Annotated in this window: 33 protein-coding genes and 1 pseudogene; 17 read left to right on the top strand and 17 right to left on the bottom strand. The window is 37.9% G+C overall.

Features of this window, described 5'->3' with window-relative positions:
- The first annotated feature begins 56 nt into the window (after positions 1-56).
- Positions 57-1,118 (top strand): sensor histidine kinase, encoded by a 1,062-nt coding sequence (locus E2P86_RS08780; RefSeq protein WP_134432470.1) that lies wholly within the window; start codon positions 57-59, stop codon positions 1,116-1,118.
- The gene (locus E2P86_RS08775; protein WP_206368010.1) at positions 1,102-1,857 is read left to right on the top strand and encodes a LytR/AlgR family response regulator transcription factor; all 756 of its coding nucleotides are present in this window, start codon (positions 1,102-1,104) and stop codon (positions 1,855-1,857) included. Before E2P86_RS08780 ends, E2P86_RS08775 begins: the two co-directional genes overlap by 17 nt.
- A 1-nt stretch (position 1,858) precedes the next feature.
- On the opposite strand, the gene E2P86_RS08770 is transcribed toward E2P86_RS08775, so the two are convergent.
- From E2P86_RS08770 to E2P86_RS08750, 5 genes are all read right to left on the bottom strand, one after another.
- Entirely contained in the window at positions 1,859-2,689 is an 831-nt protein-coding gene (locus tag E2P86_RS08770) for a phosphatase PAP2 family protein (RefSeq protein ID WP_206368009.1), read from the bottom strand.
- Positions 2,690-2,825: 136 nt separating this feature from the next.
- A complete protein-coding gene (locus tag E2P86_RS08765; RefSeq protein WP_134432466.1) occupies positions 2,826-3,737 on the bottom strand; it encodes a molybdate ABC transporter substrate-binding protein in 912 nt (303 codons plus the stop codon).
- An 11-nt stretch (positions 3,738-3,748) separates the two neighbouring features.
- Positions 3,749-4,216, bottom strand: a complete 468-nt coding sequence (locus tag E2P86_RS08760; RefSeq protein ID WP_134432459.1) for a DsrE family protein — start codon at positions 4,214-4,216, stop codon at positions 3,749-3,751.
- Positions 4,217-4,253: 37 nt separating this feature from the next.
- Complete coding sequence (locus E2P86_RS08755) at positions 4,254-5,297, bottom strand: c-type cytochrome (RefSeq protein ID WP_134432457.1); 1,044 nt, start codon at positions 5,295-5,297, stop codon at positions 4,254-4,256.
- A gap of 53 nt (positions 5,298-5,350) precedes the next feature.
- Positions 5,351-6,268, bottom strand: coding sequence for a LysR family transcriptional regulator (locus tag E2P86_RS08750; protein ID WP_134432455.1), 918 nt, complete (start codon positions 6,266-6,268; stop codon positions 5,351-5,353).
- Positions 6,269-6,390: 122 nt separating this feature from the next.
- On the opposite strand from E2P86_RS08750, the gene E2P86_RS08745 reads away from it, so the two are divergent.
- The 11 genes from E2P86_RS08745 to E2P86_RS08700 all read left to right on the top strand — a co-directional run bounded on the left by E2P86_RS08745 (position 6,391) and on the right by E2P86_RS08700 (position 13,444).
- A complete protein-coding gene (locus tag E2P86_RS08745; RefSeq protein WP_134432454.1) occupies positions 6,391-6,594 on the top strand; it encodes a DUF6965 family protein in 204 nt (67 codons plus the stop codon).
- An 83-nt stretch (positions 6,595-6,677) separates the two neighbouring features.
- The gene (locus tag E2P86_RS08740) at positions 6,678-7,052 is read left to right on the top strand and encodes a DUF1304 domain-containing protein (RefSeq protein WP_134432452.1); all 375 of its coding nucleotides are present in this window, start codon (positions 6,678-6,680) and stop codon (positions 7,050-7,052) included.
- 343 nt (positions 7,053-7,395) lie between these two features.
- Positions 7,396-7,680: a hypothetical protein gene (locus E2P86_RS08735; protein ID WP_134432450.1), complete on the top strand. Its 285-nt coding sequence runs from the start codon at positions 7,396-7,398 to the stop codon at positions 7,678-7,680.
- Positions 7,681-7,760: 80 nt separating this feature from the next.
- Complete coding sequence (locus E2P86_RS08730) at positions 7,761-8,720, top strand: hypothetical protein (RefSeq protein ID WP_166785176.1); 960 nt, start codon at positions 7,761-7,763, stop codon at positions 8,718-8,720.
- 804 nt (positions 8,721-9,524) lie between these two features.
- Positions 9,525-9,647 carry a DUF1304 family protein gene (locus E2P86_RS18385; RefSeq protein WP_200811787.1) on the top strand — a complete coding sequence of 41 codons (123 nt, stop codon included), beginning with the start codon at positions 9,525-9,527 and terminating at the stop codon, positions 9,645-9,647.
- A gap of 454 nt (positions 9,648-10,101) precedes the next feature.
- Positions 10,102-10,383 (top strand): hypothetical protein, encoded by a 282-nt coding sequence (locus tag E2P86_RS18295; RefSeq protein WP_240775590.1) that lies wholly within the window; start codon positions 10,102-10,104, stop codon positions 10,381-10,383.
- Positions 10,380-10,559 carry a hypothetical protein gene (locus tag E2P86_RS18180; protein ID WP_166785121.1) on the top strand — a complete coding sequence of 60 codons (180 nt, stop codon included), beginning with the start codon at positions 10,380-10,382 and terminating at the stop codon, positions 10,557-10,559. Before E2P86_RS18295 ends, E2P86_RS18180 begins: the two co-directional genes overlap by 4 nt.
- 55 nt (positions 10,560-10,614) lie before the next feature.
- Entirely contained in the window at positions 10,615-10,890 is a 276-nt protein-coding gene (locus E2P86_RS08715) for a hypothetical protein (RefSeq protein ID WP_134432444.1), read from the top strand.
- Between the two features lie 2 nt (positions 10,891-10,892).
- Positions 10,893-11,108 carry a helix-turn-helix domain-containing protein gene (locus E2P86_RS08710; RefSeq protein WP_134432442.1) on the top strand — a complete coding sequence of 72 codons (216 nt, stop codon included), beginning with the start codon at positions 10,893-10,895 and terminating at the stop codon, positions 11,106-11,108.
- Between the two features lie 76 nt (positions 11,109-11,184).
- The gene (locus E2P86_RS08705; protein ID WP_134432440.1) at positions 11,185-12,864 is read left to right on the top strand and encodes a DNA cytosine methyltransferase; all 1,680 of its coding nucleotides are present in this window, start codon (positions 11,185-11,187) and stop codon (positions 12,862-12,864) included.
- A gap of 184 nt (positions 12,865-13,048) precedes the next feature.
- Positions 13,049-13,444, top strand: coding sequence for a hypothetical protein (locus E2P86_RS08700; RefSeq protein WP_134432438.1), 396 nt, complete (start codon positions 13,049-13,051; stop codon positions 13,442-13,444).
- Positions 13,445-13,474: 30 nt separating this feature from the next.
- Here the strand turns inward: E2P86_RS08700 and E2P86_RS08695 are convergent, their stop codons facing one another.
- Positions 13,475-14,065 carry a hypothetical protein gene (locus tag E2P86_RS08695; protein WP_134432436.1) on the bottom strand — a complete coding sequence of 197 codons (591 nt, stop codon included), beginning with the start codon at positions 14,063-14,065 and terminating at the stop codon, positions 13,475-13,477.
- 127 nt (positions 14,066-14,192) lie between these two features.
- Between E2P86_RS08695 and E2P86_RS08690 the strand changes: the two genes are divergently transcribed.
- Together E2P86_RS08690 and E2P86_RS08685 are read left to right on the top strand one after the other, a co-directional pair.
- Positions 14,193-14,765 (top strand): DUF4468 domain-containing protein, encoded by a 573-nt coding sequence (locus E2P86_RS08690; RefSeq protein ID WP_134432434.1) that lies wholly within the window; start codon positions 14,193-14,195, stop codon positions 14,763-14,765.
- 283 nt (positions 14,766-15,048) lie between these two features.
- Positions 15,049-15,240 (top strand): CsbD family protein, encoded by a 192-nt coding sequence (locus E2P86_RS08685; protein ID WP_085472989.1) that lies wholly within the window; start codon positions 15,049-15,051, stop codon positions 15,238-15,240.
- A gap of 112 nt (positions 15,241-15,352) precedes the next feature.
- Here the strand turns inward: E2P86_RS08685 and E2P86_RS08680 are convergent, their stop codons facing one another.
- The 3 genes from E2P86_RS08680 to E2P86_RS08675 form a co-directional block, all read right to left on the bottom strand.
- Positions 15,353-15,538 carry a hypothetical protein gene (locus E2P86_RS08680; protein ID WP_134432432.1) on the bottom strand — a complete coding sequence of 62 codons (186 nt, stop codon included), beginning with the start codon at positions 15,536-15,538 and terminating at the stop codon, positions 15,353-15,355.
- 767 nt (positions 15,539-16,305) lie between these two features.
- The gene (locus E2P86_RS18175; RefSeq protein WP_166785175.1) at positions 16,306-16,482 is read right to left on the bottom strand and encodes a hypothetical protein; all 177 of its coding nucleotides are present in this window, start codon (positions 16,480-16,482) and stop codon (positions 16,306-16,308) included.
- Positions 16,483-17,530: 1,048 nt separating this feature from the next.
- A complete protein-coding gene (locus tag E2P86_RS08675) occupies positions 17,531-17,860 on the bottom strand; it encodes a hypothetical protein (RefSeq protein ID WP_134432430.1) in 330 nt (109 codons plus the stop codon).
- A 226-nt stretch (positions 17,861-18,086) separates the two neighbouring features.
- On the opposite strand from E2P86_RS08675, the gene E2P86_RS08670 reads away from it, so the two are divergent.
- Both E2P86_RS08670 and E2P86_RS18170 read left to right on the top strand, forming a co-directional pair.
- A complete protein-coding gene (locus tag E2P86_RS08670; RefSeq protein WP_134432428.1) occupies positions 18,087-19,028 on the top strand; it encodes a beta-1,6-N-acetylglucosaminyltransferase in 942 nt (313 codons plus the stop codon).
- 112 nt (positions 19,029-19,140) lie between these two features.
- Positions 19,141-19,221: pseudogene (locus tag E2P86_RS18170) on the top strand.
- Positions 19,222-19,348: 127 nt separating this feature from the next.
- Here E2P86_RS18170 and E2P86_RS08665 read toward each other — a convergent pair.
- Genes E2P86_RS08665 through E2P86_RS08630 form a run of 8 tightly spaced genes read right to left on the bottom strand, consistent with a single transcriptional unit; the run spans position 19,349 to position 23,641 of the window.
- Complete coding sequence (locus E2P86_RS08665) at positions 19,349-19,618, bottom strand: hypothetical protein (protein ID WP_134432426.1); 270 nt, start codon at positions 19,616-19,618, stop codon at positions 19,349-19,351.
- Positions 19,585-20,286 carry a hypothetical protein gene (locus tag E2P86_RS08660; RefSeq protein WP_134432424.1) on the bottom strand — a complete coding sequence of 234 codons (702 nt, stop codon included), beginning with the start codon at positions 20,284-20,286 and terminating at the stop codon, positions 19,585-19,587. The genes E2P86_RS08665 and E2P86_RS08660 overlap by 34 nt, the downstream gene beginning before the upstream one ends.
- A 14-nt stretch (positions 20,287-20,300) precedes the next feature.
- On the bottom strand, positions 20,301-21,047 hold the full coding sequence (locus tag E2P86_RS08655; protein ID WP_134432422.1) for a hypothetical protein: 747 nt from the start codon (positions 21,045-21,047) through the stop codon (positions 20,301-20,303).
- On the bottom strand, positions 21,037-21,306 hold the full coding sequence (locus E2P86_RS08650; RefSeq protein ID WP_134432420.1) for a hypothetical protein: 270 nt from the start codon (positions 21,304-21,306) through the stop codon (positions 21,037-21,039). The genes E2P86_RS08655 and E2P86_RS08650 overlap by 11 nt, the downstream gene beginning before the upstream one ends.
- 5 nt (positions 21,307-21,311) lie before the next feature.
- Positions 21,312-21,764 carry a lysozyme gene (locus tag E2P86_RS08645; protein ID WP_134432418.1) on the bottom strand — a complete coding sequence of 151 codons (453 nt, stop codon included), beginning with the start codon at positions 21,762-21,764 and terminating at the stop codon, positions 21,312-21,314.
- Positions 21,761-22,129 carry a hypothetical protein gene (locus E2P86_RS08640; protein WP_134432416.1) on the bottom strand — a complete coding sequence of 123 codons (369 nt, stop codon included), beginning with the start codon at positions 22,127-22,129 and terminating at the stop codon, positions 21,761-21,763. The genes E2P86_RS08645 and E2P86_RS08640 overlap by 4 nt, the downstream gene beginning before the upstream one ends.
- Complete coding sequence (locus E2P86_RS08635; RefSeq protein ID WP_134432414.1) at positions 22,119-22,454, bottom strand: hypothetical protein; 336 nt, start codon at positions 22,452-22,454, stop codon at positions 22,119-22,121. Before E2P86_RS08635 ends, E2P86_RS08640 begins: the two co-directional genes overlap by 11 nt.
- 2 nt (positions 22,455-22,456) lie before the next feature.
- Entirely contained in the window at positions 22,457-23,641 is a 1,185-nt protein-coding gene (locus E2P86_RS08630) for a hypothetical protein (RefSeq protein WP_134432412.1), read from the bottom strand.

Below are 23,641 nucleotides of genomic sequence, written 5' to 3'. Positions count from 1 at the left end.
TTTCCTCCCCTAAACCTCGTATTAAAAAATTAAGGACAAACTTGTAAATTCGTGCCATGCGAGACATAAAAATAAATAGCTTCAACAGTATTTTTTTTATTCTTTGGTTTATCCTAGGTTCCTTAATTTGGTTTGTTGACGATACCAACACCATATATACGATACAGAAACGTCTGTATGCCATTATTATCCTTCTATCCTTTATAAGTACCACGTACCTCCTCTGTAATTACCTACTACCGAAAGTCATCAATCAATTCAATTTATCAAAAATTGCATTACGGGTTTTGGCTATATCTCTTGCTCAAGCACTGATCTTATGGGGGTGCCAGGAAACCTTTCATACGTTAAAGGAGATTGGAATCATTACATTCCCTCTAGATCCAGCCGAACGCGAGCCTCTCTTGCGCCTTTTAATGAGTACGGCACCTGTCACGCTCATGATTAACATCGGATTTACTGGATTGAAATTCTATTTTGAACACAATGCGCTGAACGAAAAACATATGGCATTAGAGAAAGCACATCTAGAAAGTCGATTGTCCGCATTACAAGCACAAGTGAATCCACATTTTATGTTCAACGTATTAAATCATATCCATACTTTAATACAAAAGGATACCGAAGTAGCCTCGGAAGTACTACTACAATATGCCGATATTCTTCGCTATCAACTGGAGAAAGTCGAGAAAGATACAGTCAGACTTCAAGAAGAAATTGCTTTTATGCAAAACTATATCGAGGTTGAGAAATTACGTTGGCAACATACATTATCCGTAGAGAGCCATTGGATGGTTGAAGATGAACAGCAACAAGTTCCGCCATTACTCTTTATTACTTTTATTGAGAATGCCTTTAAGCATGTAGCCAGAATAAGCAATGGAGCGGGTTTCATTAAAATAATTTTAGAACAAAGAGCTGGTATTTTAGAATTTACAATCGAAAATTCAGTAACCGAAAAAGAACATAAGGACAAAACCAGTCCCAAATTGGGTCTTCACCTCATACAGAAAAGACTCGAGCTCGTATACCCCAACAAACATACATTAACAATCACCAGAACCGAAAAGATCTATTCTTGTCACCTAACGCTCGAACTATATGCAACAACCTGTTGACATCAACCTTGTAACCAAAATGAAATGCCTCTTGGTTGACGATGAACCATTGGCAATAGAGGGGCTAAAGTTTTACGCTGAAAAATTAGATTATATCGAAATAATCGGTACATGTCACACTGCAATCGATGCGATGGAAATAATAAATCGGCACGCGGTAGACCTCATGTTCCTTGATATCAACATGCCCGATCTATCGGGAGTCGACTTTTTAGAAACCTTAAAAAATCCCCCCTTAACAATCTTTACAACGGCTTACTCGGAGCATGCCATCGATGGGTTTCGATTAAACGCTGTAGATTACCTCCTCAAACCCATCTCGGTAGCACGCTTTGTACAGGCTGCCCAAAGGGCACGTGCTTTATTTATGCAAAAACACGAACAAGCACTGCCAAAGACCAACAATCATATGAATCGCGAAATATACCTGAAACAAGGTAATGAGTATATACAGGTACAATGGTCGGAAATCCTGTTTATCGAATCTATGCAAAACTATATTATCGTTCATTTCCAAGATCGAAAAATAACAGTACATCAAACCATGTCAGCAGCAGAACTTCTTTTACCACAGGATATCTTCTTTCGGACACACAAATCATATTTGATCAATATTGCCCGAATCGAACGTATTCGCGGAAATACAATCCTAATCAATGGCCACGAAATTCCCTTATCCAAACATCGTCGCGAAGAGTTCTTTCAAGTCGTAGTAGACGACAAGCTCTTTAACAAATAACCTAAAACTTGTATGTCAGGCGCACGCCATCTCCGTCTTCGTACGATACGCGCTGAATCTTTACACCTTTAGCGATTGATGCCGTACGAAACCAATTCTCCACCTTGGGTAGCAGTAGATATCCCATTTCGGTGCTCAAGATCCCAATCCCAGCCCCTGTCAAGACATCACTCACCCAGTGTTTTTTGTTCAACACCCTAAAAATTCCTATTGTGGTTGCCACCGCATATCCAGCAACGCCGATCCATGGACATTCATCTTTATATTCCCGATGTAATATATGCGCACCAACAAAAGCTGTTGCTGTGTGTCCTGATGGGAAAGATTTATAGTTAGACCCATCGGGGCGTTGCACTTTAAAACTATGCTTCATGCCCTGTACAACAGCTCCCATCAGCAGATGTGAAGTTGCCATAACCAACGTGCGTTGTTTCAAGTTATGTGTTGGCGTAAGTCCAGCGAATTCTAGAGCATACACGCCAACCGAAGGCGCGTATTGTATAAAATCATCGATGCGCATCCGTCTATGAATATGACGGTTAACCATACGTTTTGTGCTGTAATCAATATTTTTCAGTCCGGGAATAAGCGGAGTCACTAAACCATAACCAATTAAAACAGAAGGAATAGCAAAACGAGAAATTTCCGCATCATCACCTATAGTATCAGTATGCGGCTTAATGGAAATTCGTTCGTCCGTCAAAACATTCCGACGAACTACGGTCGGAACCAATAATGTATCTTTCTCCAAACTTTCCGCTATTCTACCAAAAGCAAAATTATCCAGCAAGCCTATCAGTGCATATAAAATAATCAGAATCAAATTGCGCATTTTCATTTTCTTTAAATTCAAATGCGAAAATGCGTGATAGATTCTACCCGATAAAAAAACTTTGATAACTGTCCAGTATGTGGTGACCACTGGACAATTATCAAAGCAGATCTAAAGTTATAAAGAAGATGGTCAGTTATACTTCAAAACCATATTTACGGTATATTGCTTTTGCGGATTCACTTTTCATGAAGTCAACAAAATCCTTAGCCGCTTGCGCGCGCGGCGCATTTTTAAGTTCACCAATACGGTATGTCGCTCGAATATTATCCTCATCTGGAATTGCGACGTAATCCACAGGGTGTTGCAACAATTGTTGATATACAACCTCTGAATACCATACCGGAGCGGCGTCTGCAGCTCGATATAAAATACGCATCGGACTTTCTCTATGGTGTATTTTCGTTAGATAGGTGCTTCCCTTCTCTACCTTTTCCGTCATAATACGCGCCGCGAGCGATGGTCCACCAATCTTATTGTACACACTTACAATCTGCTTTCCCACACCCTCCCAAGCCGGATTAGGCATGGCTACTTGGACATCATGGCGACCGAGATCGCGAATATCCTTAATAGCTTTAGGATTTCCCTTCGGTACCATAATGGCTAACTTATTATAAGCATATGTTTCCACACGGGAGAAATGATTGGCCATACTATCCATCCGTCCTTTCCCTGCCGCATAAACATCCGGCTTATGCGTAATACGTAAATTTCCCATCGTCAATGAACCACCTTCAATTTGTTTTGCTAGAATCCCTGGAGGCAAGGTTTCAACAAAAATACGTTCGTATTGTGGATGCTCTTTCTTAAAAGCTGCAAGCAAATCATCAATACACATAAATTGATTTCCAGCAAAGAAAACAACGAGCTGAGGATCGACAATATCACCGTACAAATCAGGCACATTATCAATTCCCGGCACCGTAAAATGCACAGCAGATGCAGGAGGAATATTCCAAGGCGGATCAAAACGATGGTCCTGCGCATTTGCTTCTCTTATGGCCAAAAGACCTAGAAGCGTATAAAGAAGTAATCTATAATACATGTTATACTATTTTATGGTTTTACAATAACCCATCCTTCGGATGCACGAATTACTAACTCTCCATTGCCGCTGGGCACAAAAGCCACAAAAGGATAAATCTGGTCCTTCGTCAAGTTGCGTTCAGCTAATGAATTTGTACATTGTGAGACCTGCACACCTTTACCAATCAGATCCTTTATATCTTTCTCGTAAACGGACGTCTTTAACATGACCTCTGTGCCTCCGGAAAACGTGATGAGCTCTATTTCCAATTTCCCTTTAAGTCGAGGATCCCCCAAGACATTCCGAATATTTCTAAATGCTTTCTTAACGACATCCGGGTTATTACTATCCAATTGGTAAATCGCCTTGTAGGTAGACTTCGTTGCCACCGCCCCCGTAAATGCTGCATTTTTAGTTAACGTCTCCAGGGATACCTCTTGTGCTTGTATAGCATAACTTCCGGATACAATGGCAGCAATTAGCATTATTTTTTTCATATTCATACGCGTTATAAAATTTTAAATAGTGTAAATTCTAGAAATTAAAGGGACCGTATTTGTGTTGTTCTGTCGCGATTTTATCCGCATAAGGCGGGTATCCAGCATCCTTCGGTTTTTTGGATAGATCCGGATAATCAAGCTCTTTTTGTGTTTTAACAGGTCGTGCAAAAGAATTGATGTATGCCGCGACGTCGTAAGCTTCTGCATCGGTTAACATCGGATTTTCTGCAGAGGCCCCCAAAGGCATGTTACCCTTAATAAATTTGGCAGCGGTGAGCATGCGAGCCATTCCAGCGCCATCATTGAATGAGTCATATCCCCACAGTGGCGGATAAGCATATCCTTGACTGATATCAGCTACATCACGACGCTGGCCTTGCCCATCGCCTTGATGACAACTCACACACTGCTTTTCAAAAATCACCTGACCATGCTTTAGATCCGCTTTACGATCGGGCATATCCAGCGTAACAAACCCCTGTCCTTTTATACGTTGACCAACTTTAACATCTTTACTTAAATGCTTCATGTAACTGATAATAGCCACCATTTCCTTACTATCTGTTGGCAACTTATTCCCATTCATACTTCGCTCAAAGCATCCATTGATACGATCTTCCAAAGTTGCAACTTTACCCTCACGACCGCTATACATCGGAAAAACAGCGGTCAACCCTACATACGGTGCGGCAAACGCTTTCGTACCTCCATTAAGGTGGCAACTAGCACACGCTAAATTATTGCCGGAATATATCGCTCCTAATTTGTTTTCAGGCCCTAGATAAGTAGCTGTCTGGGTAATCAACTTCTCACCATAGGCAGCGAGCTTTCCTTCCTCAGTATCAGGAAAAGGATCCATTTCAAAGTTTTCTACATGTTGTAAAAAAGAACCTTCAGCAAATACATGAACCGAATCGGTGATTGGCTGCCCAGAGAACCCAGCGGGCAATAATCCTAACATCTGTATTAAAATGAGGACCACGACAAGCATAAAGGTAAAACCAATAATGCGGGATTGGTAAGCAAGTTTCGTTACTTCCTTGCTCAGCTTTTCGTTGTTAAACCGTTCTTTTTCCATACCGCAAACATACACCGCGGTCTACAGATTGTAAAACGATAAAAAGTTATGACCTATAACATATAGTTATCACAGGCAGACTTATTTTTCTCCACGTAGCGCATAAAAAGTTTGGGCAAGCCAGAAACTTCTCCATGTAAATGTACCATGTACAAATGGCGGTGAATAGAGAAACCCTCCACCTCAACCAATCGTAAATCCTTACGTTCCAACTCATCCTTAACCGCATGAATAGACATAATACCGATACAATCACTTAATTCTACGTAGCGTTTAATGGATTCTGAACTCGACATTTGTACTCGGTTTAAGAGTTCCTTTATCTCTATTCCAAATTGTTTAAACCGTTGAAAAACGATGTCATTCGTACCCGAACCTTGTTCTCTAAAAATAAATTCTTGCCGGCGAAGATCATCAAGCTTAATCGTCGCATCCTTAAAAATAGGGTGATCCGGCCGGGCTACCGGCACCAAGCTATCGCCCCACAGCTTACTATACTTCAGCGAGCTATCCTCAGGCAATCCTTCGACAAAGCCTATCCCAATACGCTTATCATTTAACCACCGGTCAACATCTGCCGTATTCCCGTTGAACAACTTAATACGCACATCTGGATACTCTTTAACAAAACCAGCGATTAGTTTAGGCATGATATACTGTGCAAGTGTGGTACTGGCGCCCACAATCAGCTGGCCAACAACTTGATCTCGAAGAAGCCCTAGGCGATAATCAGCTAAGGCGTATTCTTTCATGATAACTTTCGCACTATCCAACAAGGTATGTCCGGCCTCCGTAAGCACTAATCCTTTTCCTTTACGTAAAAAGAGGGCTTGTCCGATACTGGTTTCAAGCTCTTGGATATGCTTTGAAACAGCGGGCTGACTGATAAACAATTCGCGCGCAGCTCTCGTAAAACTGAGCTCTTTAGCTACGACATAAAAGACCTTTATTCTGAAATTAATCTCTAACATTTGGTACTACAATGGTTATAGAAAGGTTAAATGTAGACATAAAACGAGAAAATCAAAGGTAACAAAAGCATGTCCCTTTGATTACAGCTCAAAATCACTAAATTAAATAGTACATTTGCCGTATGTCAATAAGTGAGTTAAAAAGTGCGTTATTAGGGCAGGAATACCCTTCAGAAGTACGTATAAATCCGGACCAAGTGGTTACCAATGTAGATTTGTTTTTAAAAACATCATTTCAAATGGCCGAAGCTTGGACAAAAGAAATCGATAAATGTCCGGCCTATATCCGCTTAGTTAGGTTCCATGAAGCTGTAAACAAGGGATAAGTGCCATACTTATGTTCAGACCTTTATTTTAGTCTTTACAAACAAGATTGTTTGTAAATTTGTTGTAAAGCATAAATAAACTTATGGAAGGAACGCTCGGAATTATAGCAAAAATAGTGATTAGCGTCGTTGCGCTCGAACACTTATACATCCTATGGATAGAGATGTTCGCCTGGGAAACGGCCGGAAAAAAAACATTTAAATCATTACCGGAACACCTATTTAAGGAGACAAAAGGACTAGCAGCAAACCAAGGCCTTTATAATGGTTTTCTAGCCGCAGGCCTTATTTGGTCTTTATTTATTACGGATGGTGTGTGGCAACAGAATATTGCCTTGTTCTTTCTCGGCTGTATTATTATTGCTGCAATTTTCGGTGCCATCACTGCAGACAAGGGTATATTTTACAAACAAGGACTTCCCGCTCTTATTGGATTTGTACTTGTTATTATGGCTTAAAATCGTTGAGTATCGTAGTTACATGTTAGTTGAAATGGCACCAAAATAAAAAAAAGTCAAATTTTCATTATGAATAGTGTTCAAAGAATTCTATAATTTAAGTACGTTTTCCTCTCCAACTAAAAAACTCTTTCAAATCATTACTACCCCAGAAGACTACGGGCAGTTTTTTTTTTACTTATAGGGATATGGCGAATACATTAACCAATACCGTCGATGGAGTTTGTAAGGATTATTACAAGATTAGATTTTTAAATAAAAGCCACTAGTTAGTGGCTTTTTACTTTACGGAAACCCGTAAAAAAACTACTATCATAATTGACTATCTTACAAATAATTAATTATGAGAAATTTACTACTATTATTCATGTTCTTAGGACTAGGTCTTAGCTCATGCGAAAAGAAGGAGGAATCACCTGAACTTCCGCCAAAAACTCAACAGATAACTGTTAATGGCAAAAACTATGATGTACAATATCTAATAAACGGTTTGTCTAAAATCACAGGTATCTCACCGGATAAGTTTTACTTTGATGAAACCGAAGGAGTATTCAGGAACACAATGTTCTCCGATTACTATAGACCAGAGACATATGCATCAATTGTAGATCGTTTAAACTCTAAATAACTACGTAAATAAAATTTATTTCAATCTTAACTTTTTTCGTGTTTTTATGTATCTCCTATGTAAATGGTCAATTAATTACAGTGGCTTCATACGGAGTAGACAACAGCGTTTGGAATAGCACAGGTAAATTTGTACAAATTAAACGTACAGGGACAACAACCTTTCAGACCGGCATGTTTTTTTTTCAACCTGTAAATTTCACACGACCTATTAAAATTGAGGCAGTTGTATACTTAGAAAGTAGCTTGGGAATCACCGATATTAGCGATACATTAAAATTCACATCAAGTGACATTATATCAGGTGATGCAACCAATACAAAATTCATCAACTGCTCTATCCAGTCTAATCAGTTAGCTGATAATGGAACCGATCGCCTTAAACTAAAATATAGATATTATAAAGACCAGTATCCATTCCCTGATTACAATGATGGATGGACAGAGATGTACGGAGCGCCTGGAAGTAATAATTATAGTATACTACATGTCCGTTTCGAACCAGGACCTCTTCCCACAATTAATGGCCCTACATCAATCTGTTCAGAAGAAATATATACAGTTGCCAATGCCACGACAGTTACACTAGAAGGTGCAAATAACACAGCTACTTTAACGGATCTTGGCGGAGGACAGTATAAAGTTTCAAAAATTGGCAATGGATCAGGAAAAATAGTTCTAGTAGCAGATAATGGTCAGAATAACGTCAGTCAGACAATATATGTTGGTAACCCGAGCTCAGGTGATATAAAGGATAGCGCTAATGGAATTACGTTACAACCAAGTACAATTTATCAATTTTATGTTGATAGTGGTTTTAATCTAAATTCCTTCAATTGGAGTGTTATAGGCGGAACGATTATAAGTGGGCAAAATTCTAATGTAATTACAGTTAGAACCGATCAAAATCCACATACAGCCGATAATAATTTATCAATCACATTGAATTATGTTGGAGAATGCGGAAGTAAAATAATTAATGCAAATAGATGGGTTGCTCCAGGCGGTGGAGATATTCCGAATCCGGGAGAAATACTCTAGACCTTCCATATCAAGGCAAGCACTTTACATAAAAGCCACTAGTTAGTGGCTTTTTACTTTACGGAAACCCGTAAAAAAAATACTATCATAATTGACTATCTTACAGATAATTAATTATGAGAAATATATTGCTATTATTCATGTTGCTGGGACTAGGTCTTAGCTCGTGTGAAAAGAAGGAGGAATCACCTGAATTTCCATCTAAAAATCAACAGATAACTGTAAATGGCAAAAACTATGATGTACAATATCTAATAAACGGCTTGTCTAAAATCACAGGTATGTCACCGGATAAATTTTACTTTGATGAAACAGAAAGAGTATTCAAGAACACTATGTTCTCCGATTACTATAGACCAGAGACATATGCCCCAATTATAGATCGTTTAAACTCTAAATAGCTACTAAATAAAGTTTTTCAATCTTAATATTTCTCTTGTTTATGCACATCTTATGTAAACGAAAAACAAACTACAGTAGCTTGATACGGAGTAGACAACAGCGTTTGGAATAGTACAGGTAAATTTGTACAGATTAGACATACGGGGATAACAAGCTTTATCCCCTCTCCTAGTAGTGATATCACCAAGCCTAGTTATATTGGATTTTGTTTATTAAGAAATCTGTCTAATAAACCTAAAACCTACACAATTAAGAGATTTTAACCTCTTCTAGAATATTCAAAAAAAAGCATAATATCGTCCCCCAGAAAGATCCCGACAGGTCGATTCGACTCCTATATTCCTATAATAATATCCTTTCCTTTTGGCGACTTAAGAAATTCTTCATCAAACGTTAAAAATCTTGTTCTTTCTCGGCTGTATTATTATTGCTGCAATTTTCGGCGCAATCACTGCAGACAAGGGTATATTTTACAAACAAGGACTTCCCGCTCTTATTGGATTTGTACTTGTTATTATGGCTTAAAATCGTTGAGTATCGTACTCCGCAGAGTGCTCTTTTAAGAAAAATATAAACCCTTGTTGACGCAGGGGTTTATATTTTTAAGGCATCCTTAAACAATAAAAGTGAACAGCCATCTATAGCCTAAAATCCAAGAATAAACCGTATCTTTGCGGCTATGATTAATGTATCCAATTAATCATCACAACAACATAACAACCTAATTACCAATAAAGTAAACACACAACAACTTCCACATTGTAAATTATTTGTAAATTAATTATTTGTAACACAGATATTTACAAAAACAAAAAGTAATCTATTTGGATAACTTAATTATCTTTTTCACCTTTGACTTGTTGAAAGTTCAGAAGTGCAGAAGCTGAACATAAAATACCAAAGAGATTTTGAGCCTGATTGGGGGCGGAGACTGCACTTCTCTAAACCCGATCAGGCTTTGCTATTAAAAGTCAAAATTATGAGTGGTAAAAAATTGTTAATCCAAAAAACAATCATCCCCTTAGATTGGAATCCAAATGATCCAAACGGGTATAACAAATGGATGAAAGCGATCGTCCAAGAAAACCGAGAAAACGCCGACCGAATGCTGAACAGCCCGCAGCTACAAACAGCAGCATTTGTAACGCCACATCCCCAGTTCATTGGAAACATTATCGCAAACAACATTTATCCTAATATGGCAGGAACAAATAAAGTTCTACAAGATGCTAAAGAAATTCTTTATGGAGGTGGCCAATGATATTATCAATCCCCTACTCTTTCAAAAGAAAACTGTGTTTGAAGCGAATGCGGAGTCGCCAGTTGATTGAGTACAAATCAATGGTTGACCAGATTCTCGCAGTCGGTCATGCCGATTTCAACGGTACGGTATTTACATCAATCGCCGATCTAACAACAGCATATTACAGCATTTAATCTAGGTGTAACGCGAAGAAGTTTACAATTATTTACACACCAATAAAAAAACCAAATGAAAAACACAAACTACCATTGTTCTAGCTGCTCTAATGGAGTGGTAACAATAAGTATAACAGAAAGCAGCATAGCGAAGCGCGTGAAGGTCTCGGACTGCAATGTATGCAGTAAAGAATACGGATTAAAGGGCTCAGCAGCGTTGGTTAAGGTTGGGGGTATACACGAGAAAGCATGTGTTGAGTACCCAACCATTGAGCATACTCCGTCAGCAACTGGGATTTCAAACGAGGCTCAATTAAACCAACCTCATCCACAACTAACCCTTTTCTAACCATGCCCAACTTCACCTACCCTATCCACATCCGTGCCCAGGCAATTGAATCTGTAACCTCGGGAGTATCCTTCGTAGATTTTGCTCGCTTTATTGGATGCAGTCGAAAGACAGTATCCAAGTGGTACGCAGATTACCGCGGGTACATCGGTAAGGAAGGTGTCCCGGTAACTATGCAGTCTAAGATTAACACGGAATTTGGTGATAAACAAGAATAACACAGTAAACAATGATAATACTAACCCTTGCCCTCATAAGCCTAGTTAGGTTGTTGAGGGCGCAAATTGATTGGAAATGATAAACGCATTCGTATTACAACATAAGCCTTTTACTCCTACAGTTGTACAAGCCCCCGAGGATGTACAATTTGTAATCGTAGATTTATTCTGCGGAGCAGGCGGCACTACAATAGGCTTTGATCAAGCGCGCAACACCGCTGGCAATCGCATAGCTGTAATTGCAGCATGTGTGAACCATGATCATAAAGCAATTCGGAGCCATTGGGAAAATCATCCGGAAGTTTTCCATTTCGAGGAGGATATCAGAACACTGCAACTAGATCCGTTAATCACATTAGTTAATACGTACCGAAACTTGTATCCAAAAGCGAAACTTGTGTTATGGGCATCTTTGGAGTGTACCAATTTTTCAAAGGCTAAGGGTGGACAAGCTCGCGATGCCGATAGCCGGACACTTGCTGATCATTTAGACAGATATATTCAGGCAATAAATCCCGATTACGTACAGATCGAGAATGTAGTAGAATTTATGAGCTGGGGACCTCTAAACGAAAAGGGAAAACCAGTCAGCATGAAATCGGGACAAGATTGGATGCGATGGAGAAATCACATAAATTCCTTCGGGTACCGCGATGAATGGCGAGAATTAAACTCTGCTGATTTTGGGGCTTATACTTCCCGAAACCGTCTATTTGGCTGCTTTGCGAAAGATGGATTACCGATCGTATGGCCTACAGCAACACACAGTAAAAAAGTTGGAAATACTGCGACACTGTTTGATTCGTACTTACAAAAGTGGAAGCCCGTAAAGGATGTTTTAGATTTTTCAGATGAAGGAGAAAGCATTTTCACACGTAAGAAACCCTTGGTCGAAGCTACATTACGTCGAATTTATGCGGGGCTAGTCAAACATGTCGCAGGCGGAACAGATTCTTTTATAACAAAGTATTTCAGTGGAAGGCCAGCAGGTAAAGTAACAAGTGTCGATAATCCTTTAGGTACGATAACGACATCCGGAAGCCAATCACTTGTTCAAGCATCATTTATATCTCGGTATTTTAGCGGCAAACCTGAAGGACAAATTGCCTCTGTGAATAATCCACTTGGAACGATTACAACCGTTGATCATCATTCAATTATCAATGCATCCTTCCTTACAAAATACTATGGTACTGGCGAAAATGTTGCATCTATTGATGAACCTGCCGGCACACTAACGACTAAGGATCGATTTACTAAAGTCCAGGTGAACTGGCTAGACAAACAGTACAGCGGCGAGCATAATCATCAATCTATTAATCAGCCAGCCGGCACCATTATGACGTCAGATAAGCACGCACTTGTTTCCGCTCCATTCATCCTTAATCCAAGCCATGGTGGGCACACGATGCATTGCAATCAACCGTGTCCCGTAATAGTAGCAAGACAAGACAAAGCCCCACTTTATTTGGTTCAGTACTCCCAATCAGACAGCCATCACATACCTATTTACGAAGGTGATTCCGAGACAATGATCAAGATCAAAGAGTTCATGGCCTTTTACGGAATATCTGACATAAAGATGCGCATGCTTAAAGTGTCGGAGCTTAAAGTTATTCAGGGCTTCCCTGCTGATTATAAGTTGTACGGGAATCAATCTGATCAAAAGAAGTTTATTGGAAATTCCGTGGTACCGCTAGTTGTTAAATGCTGGTGCGAATCGCAAGGAAAGGAAATTTTAAAACAAGCAGCGTAATGATAAATGAAATTTTTACTGACATAGAAGTGATTGAAGGCTTCGTAAAGTCTGAGTTTATAGATGGCAAAATTAACAAAGATACAACGAAGGAAATACTTCGATTAACACAAGAGATTAAGGACAAAATTACTTCCAAATAAACCTAAAACCTCTCGATGTATAGGGAATCGAATACAAGATTATGAATTTCGTTGTAGGAGATACAGTTCTTTCAGAAGGGAAATTGGGTACATGTTGGAAAATAACTGAAAAATGTATTCATGTTGTATTTGAAGATACCACTTTTAAAAATGAAACCTCATTTCAAAAGTTCTTTTTCAATCCAACACATCACATGCAGTCATCTGTAAAGGAACTCGAATATAAAAGTTATATAAAGAAAGGATATATTTTCAAAATAGATCGATGGAAAGATGGCAATGTTAAAGAGTACAAATTTATAAGACCGTGCTTTAAATATGTTACTGTGTCAAGTTTGGATGGGCTAGAGAAGTGGAGAATGCCATACAAGAGAATAAAAGATATTAACCCAGTTGAGAAGAGATTTGTAGACCCATTGTTTAACCCCAAGTCGTAGCAATACGGCTTAAGGTTAATGTTTTACAGCTCAAATCTTCCTTGGATCGAATGGACTTTCCTTAACATGTACTAATTCCATTGAAATTACATGCTTGTTATGTAATGCTATAAATGTTTGTTTATAATTGTTTCCTAGTCTATCACTGTAATATATTTCTATTCCTAATGCAGATTCAGTATTTGCTGGGAATTGAAAATTTCGATCAAGAAATAAAGGTACCCCTGTTTGAATGTTTTCAAAGTGTGCTTCATTCGATAAGTCCTTTATTTCAACATCTTTATCGCTCTTATTTATTATAACTACATTATATGCACCATTCTTTTCAACCAGTAAAACAAGCTCTTTATTTTTGAATGCTACTTTTAAGGAAGGCTTTATTTCTTGTAAGAATCTGGATTGCTCAATTTCCGTAGTTTTACGCTGTTCTCTAAATGTTTTAACCAAGTAAAACGCAGTAAAGCCAGTTATAACAGTCATACACCAATCAGCTACATTTCCCCAGACAGCATAATGAATCCATCTAGAAATATTATGTGGATTACCTTTTAGAAGAAATAAGCACAGTAAAAAGCCAACAATTACATTGCATACTCCATAAAAAAAATATTTGTTCTTCATAAAGAAGCTTTTCATTGGTTAATTTTTAAACACAAATATAAGAAAAACAAAAGGGGGAATTTATATTCAACATCATGATTACAGTATAAAAATCTTTACTACTTTTGAATAATAAGACTAAATTTTTATGAAATATTTAATATTCTTCATTTTGCTAGCACCACTAAAATGCCTATCTCAAGAAATTCCTATCATTGATGAAAAAATTATTTACGAAAGAATATATGATTACCCAAACGCATCAAAAGATGCTATTTATGGTGCAGCAAAGCGGTTTATTGGAATCTACTTTAAAAGTGCTAAAAGTGTAATTCAGTCAGAGGATATAAATACAGGTCTAATCATTTGTAAGGGCAATATATCGTCGAGAGAAACATATGACAATAGTTGGTGGTATGGATCTAAATCCGTTGGTGGCACGTTTCATTTTACAATGCAATTCGATGTAAAGAATGGAAAGGTTAGATTGAGAATTTTTGATATACATACCGACGACGCATCAAGTTATAGCATGTACGGCTCTTCGCTTGAAGATATAGTTTTCAAACTTGCCAAGGAAGTAAATAGATCACAGGGAAAAACTAAAGAAAAAAGACTTCAAAAATATAACGTTAATGCAAACTTATTAAGTACTACATTCTACGGGGTTATGGAGGTCGCAAATAATAACATAAAAGAAAGTTTAACCGACGCATGGTAATTTATAGAACAGATTAAACCGTTTTTTTAGCCCCTATAGTTTTAAAGCATTAAAAAACAGGTATGCTTATATTTTGATAGACTACAGACATCTTTCTGCATAACATTTGGCGTCAGGTTCCCCTCCCTAAAATAATCCAATACATATTAGATAATTATTTTGTTAAGCTCCTTTGGCTATAGATATCCTCCATATACGCACCAATCCAATTAGTTAAATTTCTGTTAAATGAAAACATTATCATTTCATTATGCGTTATAAATAAAACTAAAATAGAATTGATATGGATACATTGGATTTAAAAGGAAAATGGAACATCCTTAAGGGAAAGGTTAAGCAAAAGTATGCTGACTTAACCGACGATGATTTACTGTACATTGAGGGGAAAGAGGATGAACTCTATGGTAGACTACAAGAAAAAACTGGCAAAACACGTGAAGAAGTCAAGTCCTGGCTGAAAGATTTGGACAAATAATCAAGCAAATTCATCAATCTCATAATTAAAAGTCCTAACAGATTCTTGTTAGGGCTTTTTTAATTACTGACATATATAGTTTCTGATCTGCTATTACTAATACACAAAGCAGTTATATATCAGACTCTAATTCCCTTATATCATCTTTTGCCTTCTTCAAAAGTACAATCTTACGACTCATTGATGACGTGCCTACAAATGCAAAAGGATGCTGTTGAATATTTTTAGTTGCTTTGGTTTCAGATTTATAATCATGAAACTTTAAACCCTCTGCTGTCATTATCATTGTTACTTTCATAGGAATTACAATTTAATAATTATCAGAAAGCGTAAATTTATAAATTTTTAATTAATTAAAAGTGTTAAAATTTCACTTTACGATTTCACATTGAATATTCATACCCCTCTTAACATTGGCTCCAATAGTTTTCCAGATTGAAGTGTTGGTTACTCTGTATCTAATTGCGTTTATTTCGAAAACTTCATTCTTTACAAAATGAAATTTAGGCGGTAAAAGATCAATTAGCTCAGATGGTGAACCATACAACACAGGATTGTTTATATCATTTGTATAAAACACGAACGTAAATATTTGCTCTTTCATTTAACAAATTTTATAAAAATAAAATTAAAGTCAAATAGGAAGAAATAAATAACTTATCTAGAATACTGGATTACTTAAATTCTGATAATAATAATTGAATAACGAACAATTAATACTGTTAACTATATCGACAACATCATCTTTTAGAAAAAATGAGTCATCGTTGTTTTTATATAAGGGTATGTTATCTGATGAATTAAGTTTGGTTAGAGTAGAATCTAATCTCTTTAACAAAAGCTGATCGTCTTCCATATCGCGTGGCCAATACTTCTTTACCAATATGGCGTATTGCCGAAAACTACTGCGAAGCTCCCCAGTAGTTTTAGCTTTATTCTTTATAAAGAATTTGAAATCATTAAGTTCGAAAATGATGACTTTATCAACCATGATGCAAATCTACCAATAAAGGCATCTTATCGGTTAATAAAAGTATTACGGTTTTCCGTATTGTTCAAACGCACCTATGCCTCCATTTTCAAGAGTACTTTTTGAATTTTACCTTCATCAAGCTGTATTCTCGTTAAAATTTTAGCGATCTGTCCCTTATCATTATTATTCAGGGCATTTTTAATCTCACAGGATAGATCGTTGATATGTTTAAGCTCTTCATTGGTAAATTTATACAAGTTATTTTTCATAATTTATGGTTTTGGTCAATAGTAGACCATTAAAATATCATTTTATCGGGAGTAATCCAATAAAACGAAAATGTCCTTTTCATTTTTTAAATTAACCTAAATAAAAGCAGTCTTTAGTACGGGTTTCCGTAATGGAAGAAAAAGTATTATCGGAATATTTGCAATATGAAAATTTCAGGTAAGGCGGAAATCATTAATGTAATAAAGGAGGCTATCGAAAGTAATATGTACTCGAATGCTTTCGCTGCCAAGTGTGAGGTTATTATCACTGAAACAAGTATTGAGTTTATACCTAAAAGCTCATTAAGTGATAAGGACTGGTTTTACTTTGGATATTTTGTCAGGGAATATGTTAAGTAATCTACATACTATTCTTAAACCAGTACCACTCCCTTGCAGCATCTCTCTTTCTTTGCATCAATGGTAGCTCCATAATTGTAAATATTTCCAATATTTTAGTGATTACAATTTGGATTATAAAATATTATAAATTGCACTGTCACAAAAAATGCTAATCCTTGCTTATCAGAACTTAAAAACTTAACTTCAAGTTTATAATTGCCTAAATATTTCCAAATGAATACAATCAGAACTTATTTTTATATGACTACTTGCGGCAAATGTGGATATGATAATAGGTTCACTATAGAATTAAATGGCCATGAATTCATAACTTTAATTTCAACTTACTTGAAAGAATCACGCAAATATAAATGCGATTACTGTGACGAAGAAACATTCCAAAAAGTTACTAATTATGGTTTGTGATTTTATATAGCTCCTAAATCCTACATTTGCCGCATGACAGTAGAATAGCTTATGGATCAATGCAGCAGGAATTAGCTGTAACTATTGCTGAAGCTTGCGAGGAGGACTACAAGAATAGATTTTTAAAGTAAAGCCCCAAAGCAGGGGCTTTTTTATTTCCGCCCCCGCCTAAACAATCAATTATTATAGTTTACAGCTTTTATTAATGATTGATTTTATCAAGGATACTTCGCTTGCGAGTATGTCAGATAATAGGATAAAACAACACGGTAGTTCCTCCCTAAACCCGTCCCTCAAATTCTCTCCTGAACTGCCTTAATTGAGATTTAATTAAAGTATTTCCGTTAAAGCCCTCAATATCCATTCTCAAATCCTGTTTTTTGTGCAGCAACAAGCCATGTGATCCATGAGCTTCCCAAATAACATCGACTATATAAATACTCGCGTCGATAGCAGCATGTTCAAAGTGTAATTGGGTAAGAAGTAGTACATCTCTATCTTTTAGGTATTTGACTATTGAAAGGTTTTGTAAATTAGGATAAAGCGAGTTCTCGTTGGCTTTAAAATAGGATAAGGATTCGTCTTCGCTCTTGTAATTAAATTTACTCATGGTCAAATGTACTGGTGCAAGCACAAATATACCCTTTACAAACCGACTTATCCTTTTTAGTTAAAATTACGATATCCTGAGTAAGCCCCAATCAACAAATGTAACCTTTCGAAAATAAGAGGATACGAATATGACACCGATAAATATAAATCTTACCAATCTTTAGTGTACCTTTAGAAAAATCTCATCTCGCAATATTACCACCCTGCGAAAATTAATCACAAAAATGAAAGATCCTTATGAACATTGCACTAACGGTCGGTTAGTCTCCTTAAACGGTTCAAATACTGTTAAAATTGCTTACTTTATCATGGTACATAGACTTCCAGAGCAATTTATGAGATTGTTTTCGTCGATTTATGACAGCGACAATTTCTATCTAATTCATGTTGATAAAAAAGCAAACGAGAGTGTCAAGCAAGTGCTGAACCTATATTTAAACAACTACAAAAATGTTGCTATTCTCAAAAGCGAAGATGTAGTATGGGGAGGTTACAGTATGGTCCAGGCAGAATTAGAAGGGATTAAATATCTTCTAAACATCAATGTCGAGTGGGACTATTTCATCAATCTTAGTGGACAAGATTTCCCTTTGAAATCTCAAAAAATCATTAAAGATTTTTTATGTAGGAACAAGGGGACCAGCTTTTTGAAATATGAAAACCAACAGGATGTCAGACCTGAAACAATGAATAGGATAGAAAACTTTTTTGAGGAGGTTAATGGCGAAATCTCCCTAAAGACACATCCTAGGGAGTATTTGGAAAACATCACACCTTTCATTGGAGGACAGTGGATGATGCTTACCCGTGAATGTTGTAAGTTTATATCCAATAGTTCCGAGGTTAAAAAATTTGAAGATTATTACTTGAACACTTTGATTGCTGATGAATCCTTTTTTCAAACAGTTTTGATGAATACCTCATTTAACGGTGGTTTGGTGAATGATGATAAAAGAGCCATTATTTGGATACCTGATGGACTAATTAAATTAAGACCCAAGACATTCGAAATTAAAGATCTCGACTATCTGATAAATAGCAGTCATCTTTTTGCTCGGAAATTTGATGATAATGTAGATAATGATATAATTGATCAATTACTTCAGTATATCAATATACCTTATGATGAATTAGAATCAGATCGGTTATTGAAATCTACAATCTAGTTTAATAGATAGACTTCATATACTGTTGAACTCTTGTCTTGATCAAGGTGATAATTAAAATATATCATATAGGATTACATCTACGACTAAGCTTGTTGTTGTAATTTCAAATGGAGTGGTCGTCTAGAGGTAAAGACGTTGTTACCAACTACGCATGGTAACGGAAACATTGGTTCGATTCCAGTTCACTCTACTACGCGGTTTACACTTTCTTATTTCAAGGGCAAATAATTAGCAGAAGCATCGTATTAGCCTGTGAGGAAGATTACAAGAGTAGATTTTAAAGTAAAAGCCACTAATGATAGTGGCTTTTACTATTCCTACAATTCAACTACCCCTACAATGTTGCTTTCCTCAATGACGGCAACAAGGATCGGCCTGTCTTCATGCACAGGTACGGTTACAAAGTCTCCGTCCTCACCTTCTATTTGTTCTGTTCCAACTTCGACTGGCTCCATGCCTCTATAGAACTTGTCACCGTCCCTCGAATCGTAGTACAGGTGTGTCTTAGGATATCCGTCCGTATCTATTACGGGGGTAATTGTTTCTACCTCTATTAAGGCATTACGTTCATTGGTATTGGTTCCCATTGTGTAGCTGATTTTTTTATATACTTAATTTTGTTTGTAATACTCCTTACCTCTGAATTTATGGCAATGGATGGATACATCGCGTTAAGAGTTGCGTTAGTCTCTGTCGAGGTTAATGCGTTATTGGTTATGCCTTGGTACTGCCCCAACGTAACCGGATTTCCTACTGCAGTTGCGTCGTTAAGCGCAAATGTGCCACTACTACCCCGGTAAGCTAGCGAGAAATTTGTTGCAGCTGCTGTAAATGCAACCATTTCATAAGTATCGGAACCCGATGCTTTAACGGATACATTACTTACTGCCGTCAGACCATTGTCACTTGGACGTGGCCTTCTTCCGACGTTACCTTCTGCAGAACCTACCAGAAACATACCGTTACCTAATAACGGTGCCCTTTGATTTACGAAGTCAACTGTGGCCCCACCGCCGCCACCCCCACCGCGTTTAAAAGAACTTAGCTTACTAGCAAGCTCACCTAATGTCGTAGAAGCAACACCGTCTACTGTAGTGCTGACAGGTAGATTAAAACTTATCGCGGTACCCAGCGCTGCAAGCTGTACGACTTCTGCCTGCTCTGTTGCTGTCTGTTGTCCTTTAGGGATTGTACGTGCTACTTTCCCGTTAGCGAGGACATTTATACTCCCTTCATTGGTTACTATTTCATACATATTTACCTCCTTTATTAAAATCCTAAAATCTTATACTTTCCATAGAAATAGGGCTTCCAAACTTCTTTGTCCAAGTTGTACAGGTAGCTTGCCCCTACCTTAAATCGCCCTATACTTAACCCCACATCAGCACCCGTGTTGACGTCTGCGTCAACCAAAATCATACTATTTACTTCTACCTTGGTAAACGGCTCCTTGGCTTCAATCTTAACCCGTTTTACACCGTTTATTGTGGCACGTGGGTCTGATATCCAAAAATCTACATAATGTTTCTTTGGGGCTAAAAACCAAGACTTGCGCCAGTATTCAACATAGTTTATGTCCGCATTGTAGGAGAAGTTAAACGCTCCGTCTGACGTATCAGGAACATATTCGATTGTCGCCCATTTATCCTTGTATATGTAACTCGTATCTGTCTTTACCGCCTTTAAAAGCTTTCCTTCAAGCGTTGCCGAATAGCTTATGTAGTGGTTCAATTGCTTATCCTTAATGGCCAACAATGCTTTTATGCTATCAATCTCCCTTTTCGAACTATCCGACAGCTGCGACAATGACTTCACAACATTTTGTTTATCCTCAATAACCGCATGTTGGAAGCCTTTTTTGTCAATTTCTTTCTTAACCTTATCTACTTCCAACCTAACAACCTCCTTAGCCTGTTCAGCAATTTTATTGTCTTGGTACGGACGAATGGTAAATACAATGTACAATAGCACTACGACCGCTACGGCCAGTAGTGCTGTGAAAATGTTATTTCTCATTTTTCAAAGAATCTAAGACGAAATCCCGTGATTTTATCTGCGCATCCTTGTACAGAACAACCCTTGTGTATTCGTCTACCTGTTTTTCTAACTTCTCGATCCTTATGCGGAGGTACTCAATTTGAGCATTACATGCATGCAGATTATCATCCGACCTATTAGAATAGGCGGATACGAAGAACGTTAGAATCGATGCGACAATAATAAGCGCATAGGTGATCGGGCTTTTTAGTGCAATTTTGATAAGCTCTCTATCCATTTTCTCTATTTAGTAAAATACAATGCCGCTTCTTCCTTTCTTCTTCGTGTAAGCCCAGCAAATACCTTTCCCCCTGCCAAGTTCCATTTAACGAACTCGGACGCTATGGATGGATCGTTAGGGTTTGCGTTAACCTTCTTCAAAAGAGTGGATTTACCCAGATTCGCACCTCCTAAATTGTAGGTAAAGCTTACAAGTGCATCGAATTGGTTTTGTGTCAGCGGCTTTTTTACCAACCGGAGCACATCCTTTTCATAGGTTTGTGTGAGCAGCTGTGCGAGCATATCACTGGCTTGCTTTTCCGTCAAAGCCGCATCTTGCATCGTTACCTTTTTTCCATCCGGGTACTTTATTACACCGTAGCCTATCGTTGGAATTCCGATAGGATCCTTGTACGGCTTTGGAAAGAAGCCCTCAAACTTCTTGATCAGTGATAATCCTTTTTCTCCTGTTTTCATGACTTTACCAAATACTTAACCGCTATTGTTAATAACTCCGTCGGTATCGGCTCCCGTGTAGCGATTGCCCGTTCGAACTGCTCGGGAGTAAGGAAAGCGATATCGATTCCGCTTTCCTCGTTGCCCTTTGCCTGCAACTCCATCTCGACCTTCGCAAATAACTTGTGCTCGGGCGAGATGTCATAACGCCCGTTAGCTGTCTTGATCTTGTTTGCAGCGAATACTTCGTTGTACTTTACCTGCGCGGCCTGTGTTGCTGCGTCTATCTTCGAATCAGCATCGGCAACTGCTTTAATCTCACCGTAAGTGCTGAATTGCATTGCGTACAAAGCCGCTTTTACCGCTTGTAGTTCCTTATTCTTCATTATTTTCCTCCTCTTTAATGTCTCCGTAAGTCTTGAATAACGGCTCGACAAGGTCGTACACTTGACGAACTACAGCTAATACATCGGCCGGAAGTTCTCCGCCTATTTGACCTTCAGCCGTGTTGAGAATCTTTGTATCCCAGTTTATATGACCAATTTCTCCAGGTATAGGAAGGGGATTGCCCTTAGGATCCAACTGTTCAACGATGTATGAAATCGAAGCGTATCCCGTTTCGGGGTTTACTGTAAATCCTGTTAACTTCTTTTGTTGTTGCAATCCCCTAACCTCGTTCGGGCTGTGCGTTGCTATTATGTTCTTTTTCATGTTTAAAAATTATCTCTTGTGTACAATTGTCCGTTTATAGTAATGATGTACCCCCAGTTATACAGATTATATGATTCGTCGATACTACTAAGTTCAGATATTGGGATTACTTGACCGGGCGCAATTATGCCACCTGATACCTGGAATGTAACATATCCCCTAAAGTCGTTAAATGATCCATCATGCGTTCCTACTGCGACGGCAATCGGCCCCCAAAACTCATTTACTGTTGAAGTCGATGTAACAGACCTTCCAAATTCAATATCCCCAACCTTAGATCTACCTTCGTCCAGCCTTATTATTCCGAGGTCATAGACTAATTTTTGAATTGGCTCTACATATGAACCTCTTTCTATTATATATCCCTGTAAATCTACCCTGTACCAGCTTGTTGAATCTGGTGGCATATGATACCCACTGGCAACTGGTTCCTGCATTTTTTCGTCTTCATAAAGTCTTGTTCCAATTTCTAAATCGGCTGAATTAGTATAGATATTAAAGATTATGGTACTTTCATATGCTGCCCTGGGACTCGGTCCTCTCTTCATTTCGATAGGAGCAACAACAATAGTAACACTCCGTTCATCGGAAATAGATTCACCTTCCACATTAACATGTTTTGATTGCATAAAGTAGATTTTACCAGCTTTAAAGTCAGGGAATAGATCAGATAAATTCCAGTATCGATCTACCTCCTTACTCATTCCTCCATTTAAATACTGCCCCTCTGTCACATTGCCTGCATGCGTCCAAGATGTCCAGTTTAGCGAACTGGCTTCTCTGAATCTTACCCAATATTGCCCCTCTGTATACCACGCGGGGTAAACATCTAGAGAAATCAATACTCCGCGAAACAATAAATCTGATTTCAAGTCTGATATTACATTTCTCCCTAACGTATTCAGCCCTGCATCCCAGAACACAACTATATCCTGTCCGTTGTGCTTAGCTCGCATATAGCCATGGCGAGCTGTATTATGCATGTAGTAGTTCACAGATCCTACAATACAGAAACCCGCCCATTTCAATTCTCCATCTTTCCGAGCACGTATGAACCCATCCAAGTAGAACCTAGATTTCAACGTTTCTACTGTTTCGCTAGAGGAAGTAAGTAGCACCCGTTTCTCTGCCTCGCTTAAGCTAAAGGCAGGTAGTTTATGTGTGTATAGATATCCTGGTGCTGCCAT

The organism is Sphingobacterium psychroaquaticum (assembly GCF_004421025.1).
Classification (GTDB): Bacteria; Bacteroidota; Bacteroidia; order Sphingobacteriales; family Sphingobacteriaceae; genus Sphingobacterium; species Sphingobacterium psychroaquaticum.
The sequence above is the reverse complement of the archived record's forward strand: the minus strand, read 5'-3'. Positions and strand labels throughout refer to the sequence as shown.

Bases quoted from the DNA above. Each gene is read 5' to 3' on its own strand.
- E2P86_RS08715 (WP_134432444.1), top strand. From the start codon at position 10,615: ATGAAAAACACAAACTACCATTGTTCTAGCTGCTCTAATGGAGTGGTA.
- E2P86_RS08675 (WP_134432430.1), bottom strand. From the start codon at position 17,860: ATGAGTAAATTTAATTACAAGAGCGAAGACGAATCCTTATCCTATTTT.
- E2P86_RS08630 (WP_134432412.1), bottom strand. From the start codon at position 23,641: ATGGCAGCACCAGGATATCTATACACACATAAACTACCTGCCTTTAGC.
- E2P86_RS08660 (WP_134432424.1), bottom strand. From the start codon at position 20,286: ATGTATGAAATAGTAACCAATGAAGGGAGTATAAATGTCCTCGCTAAC.
- E2P86_RS08755 (WP_134432457.1), bottom strand. From the start codon at position 5,297: ATGGAAAAAGAACGGTTTAACAACGAAAAGCTGAGCAAGGAAGTAACG.
- E2P86_RS08740 (WP_134432452.1), top strand. From the start codon at position 6,678: ATGGAAGGAACGCTCGGAATTATAGCAAAAATAGTGATTAGCGTCGTT.
- E2P86_RS18295 (WP_240775590.1), top strand. From the start codon at position 10,102: ATGAGTGGTAAAAAATTGTTAATCCAAAAAACAATCATCCCCTTAGAT.
- E2P86_RS08640 (WP_134432416.1), bottom strand. From the start codon at position 22,129: ATGAAGAATAAGGAACTACAAGCGGTAAAAGCGGCTTTGTACGCAATG.
- E2P86_RS08780 (WP_134432470.1), top strand. From the start codon at position 57: ATGCGAGACATAAAAATAAATAGCTTCAACAGTATTTTTTTTATTCTT.
- E2P86_RS08770 (WP_206368009.1), bottom strand. From the start codon at position 2,689: ATGCGCAATTTGATTCTGATTATTTTATATGCACTGATAGGCTTGCTG.
- E2P86_RS08655 (WP_134432422.1), bottom strand. From the start codon at position 21,047: ATGAGAAATAACATTTTCACAGCACTACTGGCCGTAGCGGTCGTAGTG.
- E2P86_RS08695 (WP_134432436.1), bottom strand. From the start codon at position 14,065: ATGAAGAACAAATATTTTTTTTATGGAGTATGCAATGTAATTGTTGGC.
- E2P86_RS08645 (WP_134432418.1), bottom strand. From the start codon at position 21,764: ATGAAAACAGGAGAAAAAGGATTATCACTGATCAAGAAGTTTGAGGGC.
- E2P86_RS08765 (WP_134432466.1), bottom strand. From the start codon at position 3,737: ATGTATTATAGATTACTTCTTTATACGCTTCTAGGTCTTTTGGCCATA.
- E2P86_RS08775 (WP_206368010.1), top strand. From the start codon at position 1,102: ATGCAACAACCTGTTGACATCAACCTTGTAACCAAAATGAAATGCCTC.
- E2P86_RS08690 (WP_134432434.1), top strand. From the start codon at position 14,193: ATGAAATATTTAATATTCTTCATTTTGCTAGCACCACTAAAATGCCTA.
- E2P86_RS08760 (WP_134432459.1), bottom strand. From the start codon at position 4,216: ATGAAAAAAATAATGCTAATTGCTGCCATTGTATCCGGAAGTTATGCT.
- E2P86_RS08680 (WP_134432432.1), bottom strand. From the start codon at position 15,538: ATGAAAGTAACAATGATAATGACAGCAGAGGGTTTAAAGTTTCATGAT.
- E2P86_RS08670 (WP_134432428.1), top strand. From the start codon at position 18,087: ATGAAAGATCCTTATGAACATTGCACTAACGGTCGGTTAGTCTCCTTA.
- E2P86_RS08665 (WP_134432426.1), bottom strand. From the start codon at position 19,618: ATGGGAACCAATACCAATGAACGTAATGCCTTAATAGAGGTAGAAACA.
- E2P86_RS08635 (WP_134432414.1), bottom strand. From the start codon at position 22,454: ATGAAAAAGAACATAATAGCAACGCACAGCCCGAACGAGGTTAGGGGA.
- E2P86_RS08735 (WP_134432450.1), top strand. From the start codon at position 7,396: ATGAGAAATTTACTACTATTATTCATGTTCTTAGGACTAGGTCTTAGC.
- E2P86_RS08750 (WP_134432455.1), bottom strand. From the start codon at position 6,268: ATGTTAGAGATTAATTTCAGAATAAAGGTCTTTTATGTCGTAGCTAAA.
- E2P86_RS18175 (WP_166785175.1), bottom strand. From the start codon at position 16,482: ATGAAAAATAACTTGTATAAATTTACCAATGAAGAGCTTAAACATATC.
- E2P86_RS08745 (WP_134432454.1), top strand. From the start codon at position 6,391: ATGTCAATAAGTGAGTTAAAAAGTGCGTTATTAGGGCAGGAATACCCT.
- E2P86_RS18180 (WP_166785121.1), top strand. From the start codon at position 10,380: ATGATATTATCAATCCCCTACTCTTTCAAAAGAAAACTGTGTTTGAAG.
- E2P86_RS08685 (WP_085472989.1), top strand. From the start codon at position 15,049: ATGGATACATTGGATTTAAAAGGAAAATGGAACATCCTTAAGGGAAAG.
- E2P86_RS08650 (WP_134432420.1), bottom strand. From the start codon at position 21,306: ATGGATAGAGAGCTTATCAAAATTGCACTAAAAAGCCCGATCACCTAT.
- E2P86_RS08705 (WP_134432440.1), top strand. From the start codon at position 11,185: ATGATAAACGCATTCGTATTACAACATAAGCCTTTTACTCCTACAGTT.
- E2P86_RS08710 (WP_134432442.1), top strand. From the start codon at position 10,893: ATGCCCAACTTCACCTACCCTATCCACATCCGTGCCCAGGCAATTGAA.
- E2P86_RS08700 (WP_134432438.1), top strand. From the start codon at position 13,049: ATGAATTTCGTTGTAGGAGATACAGTTCTTTCAGAAGGGAAATTGGGT.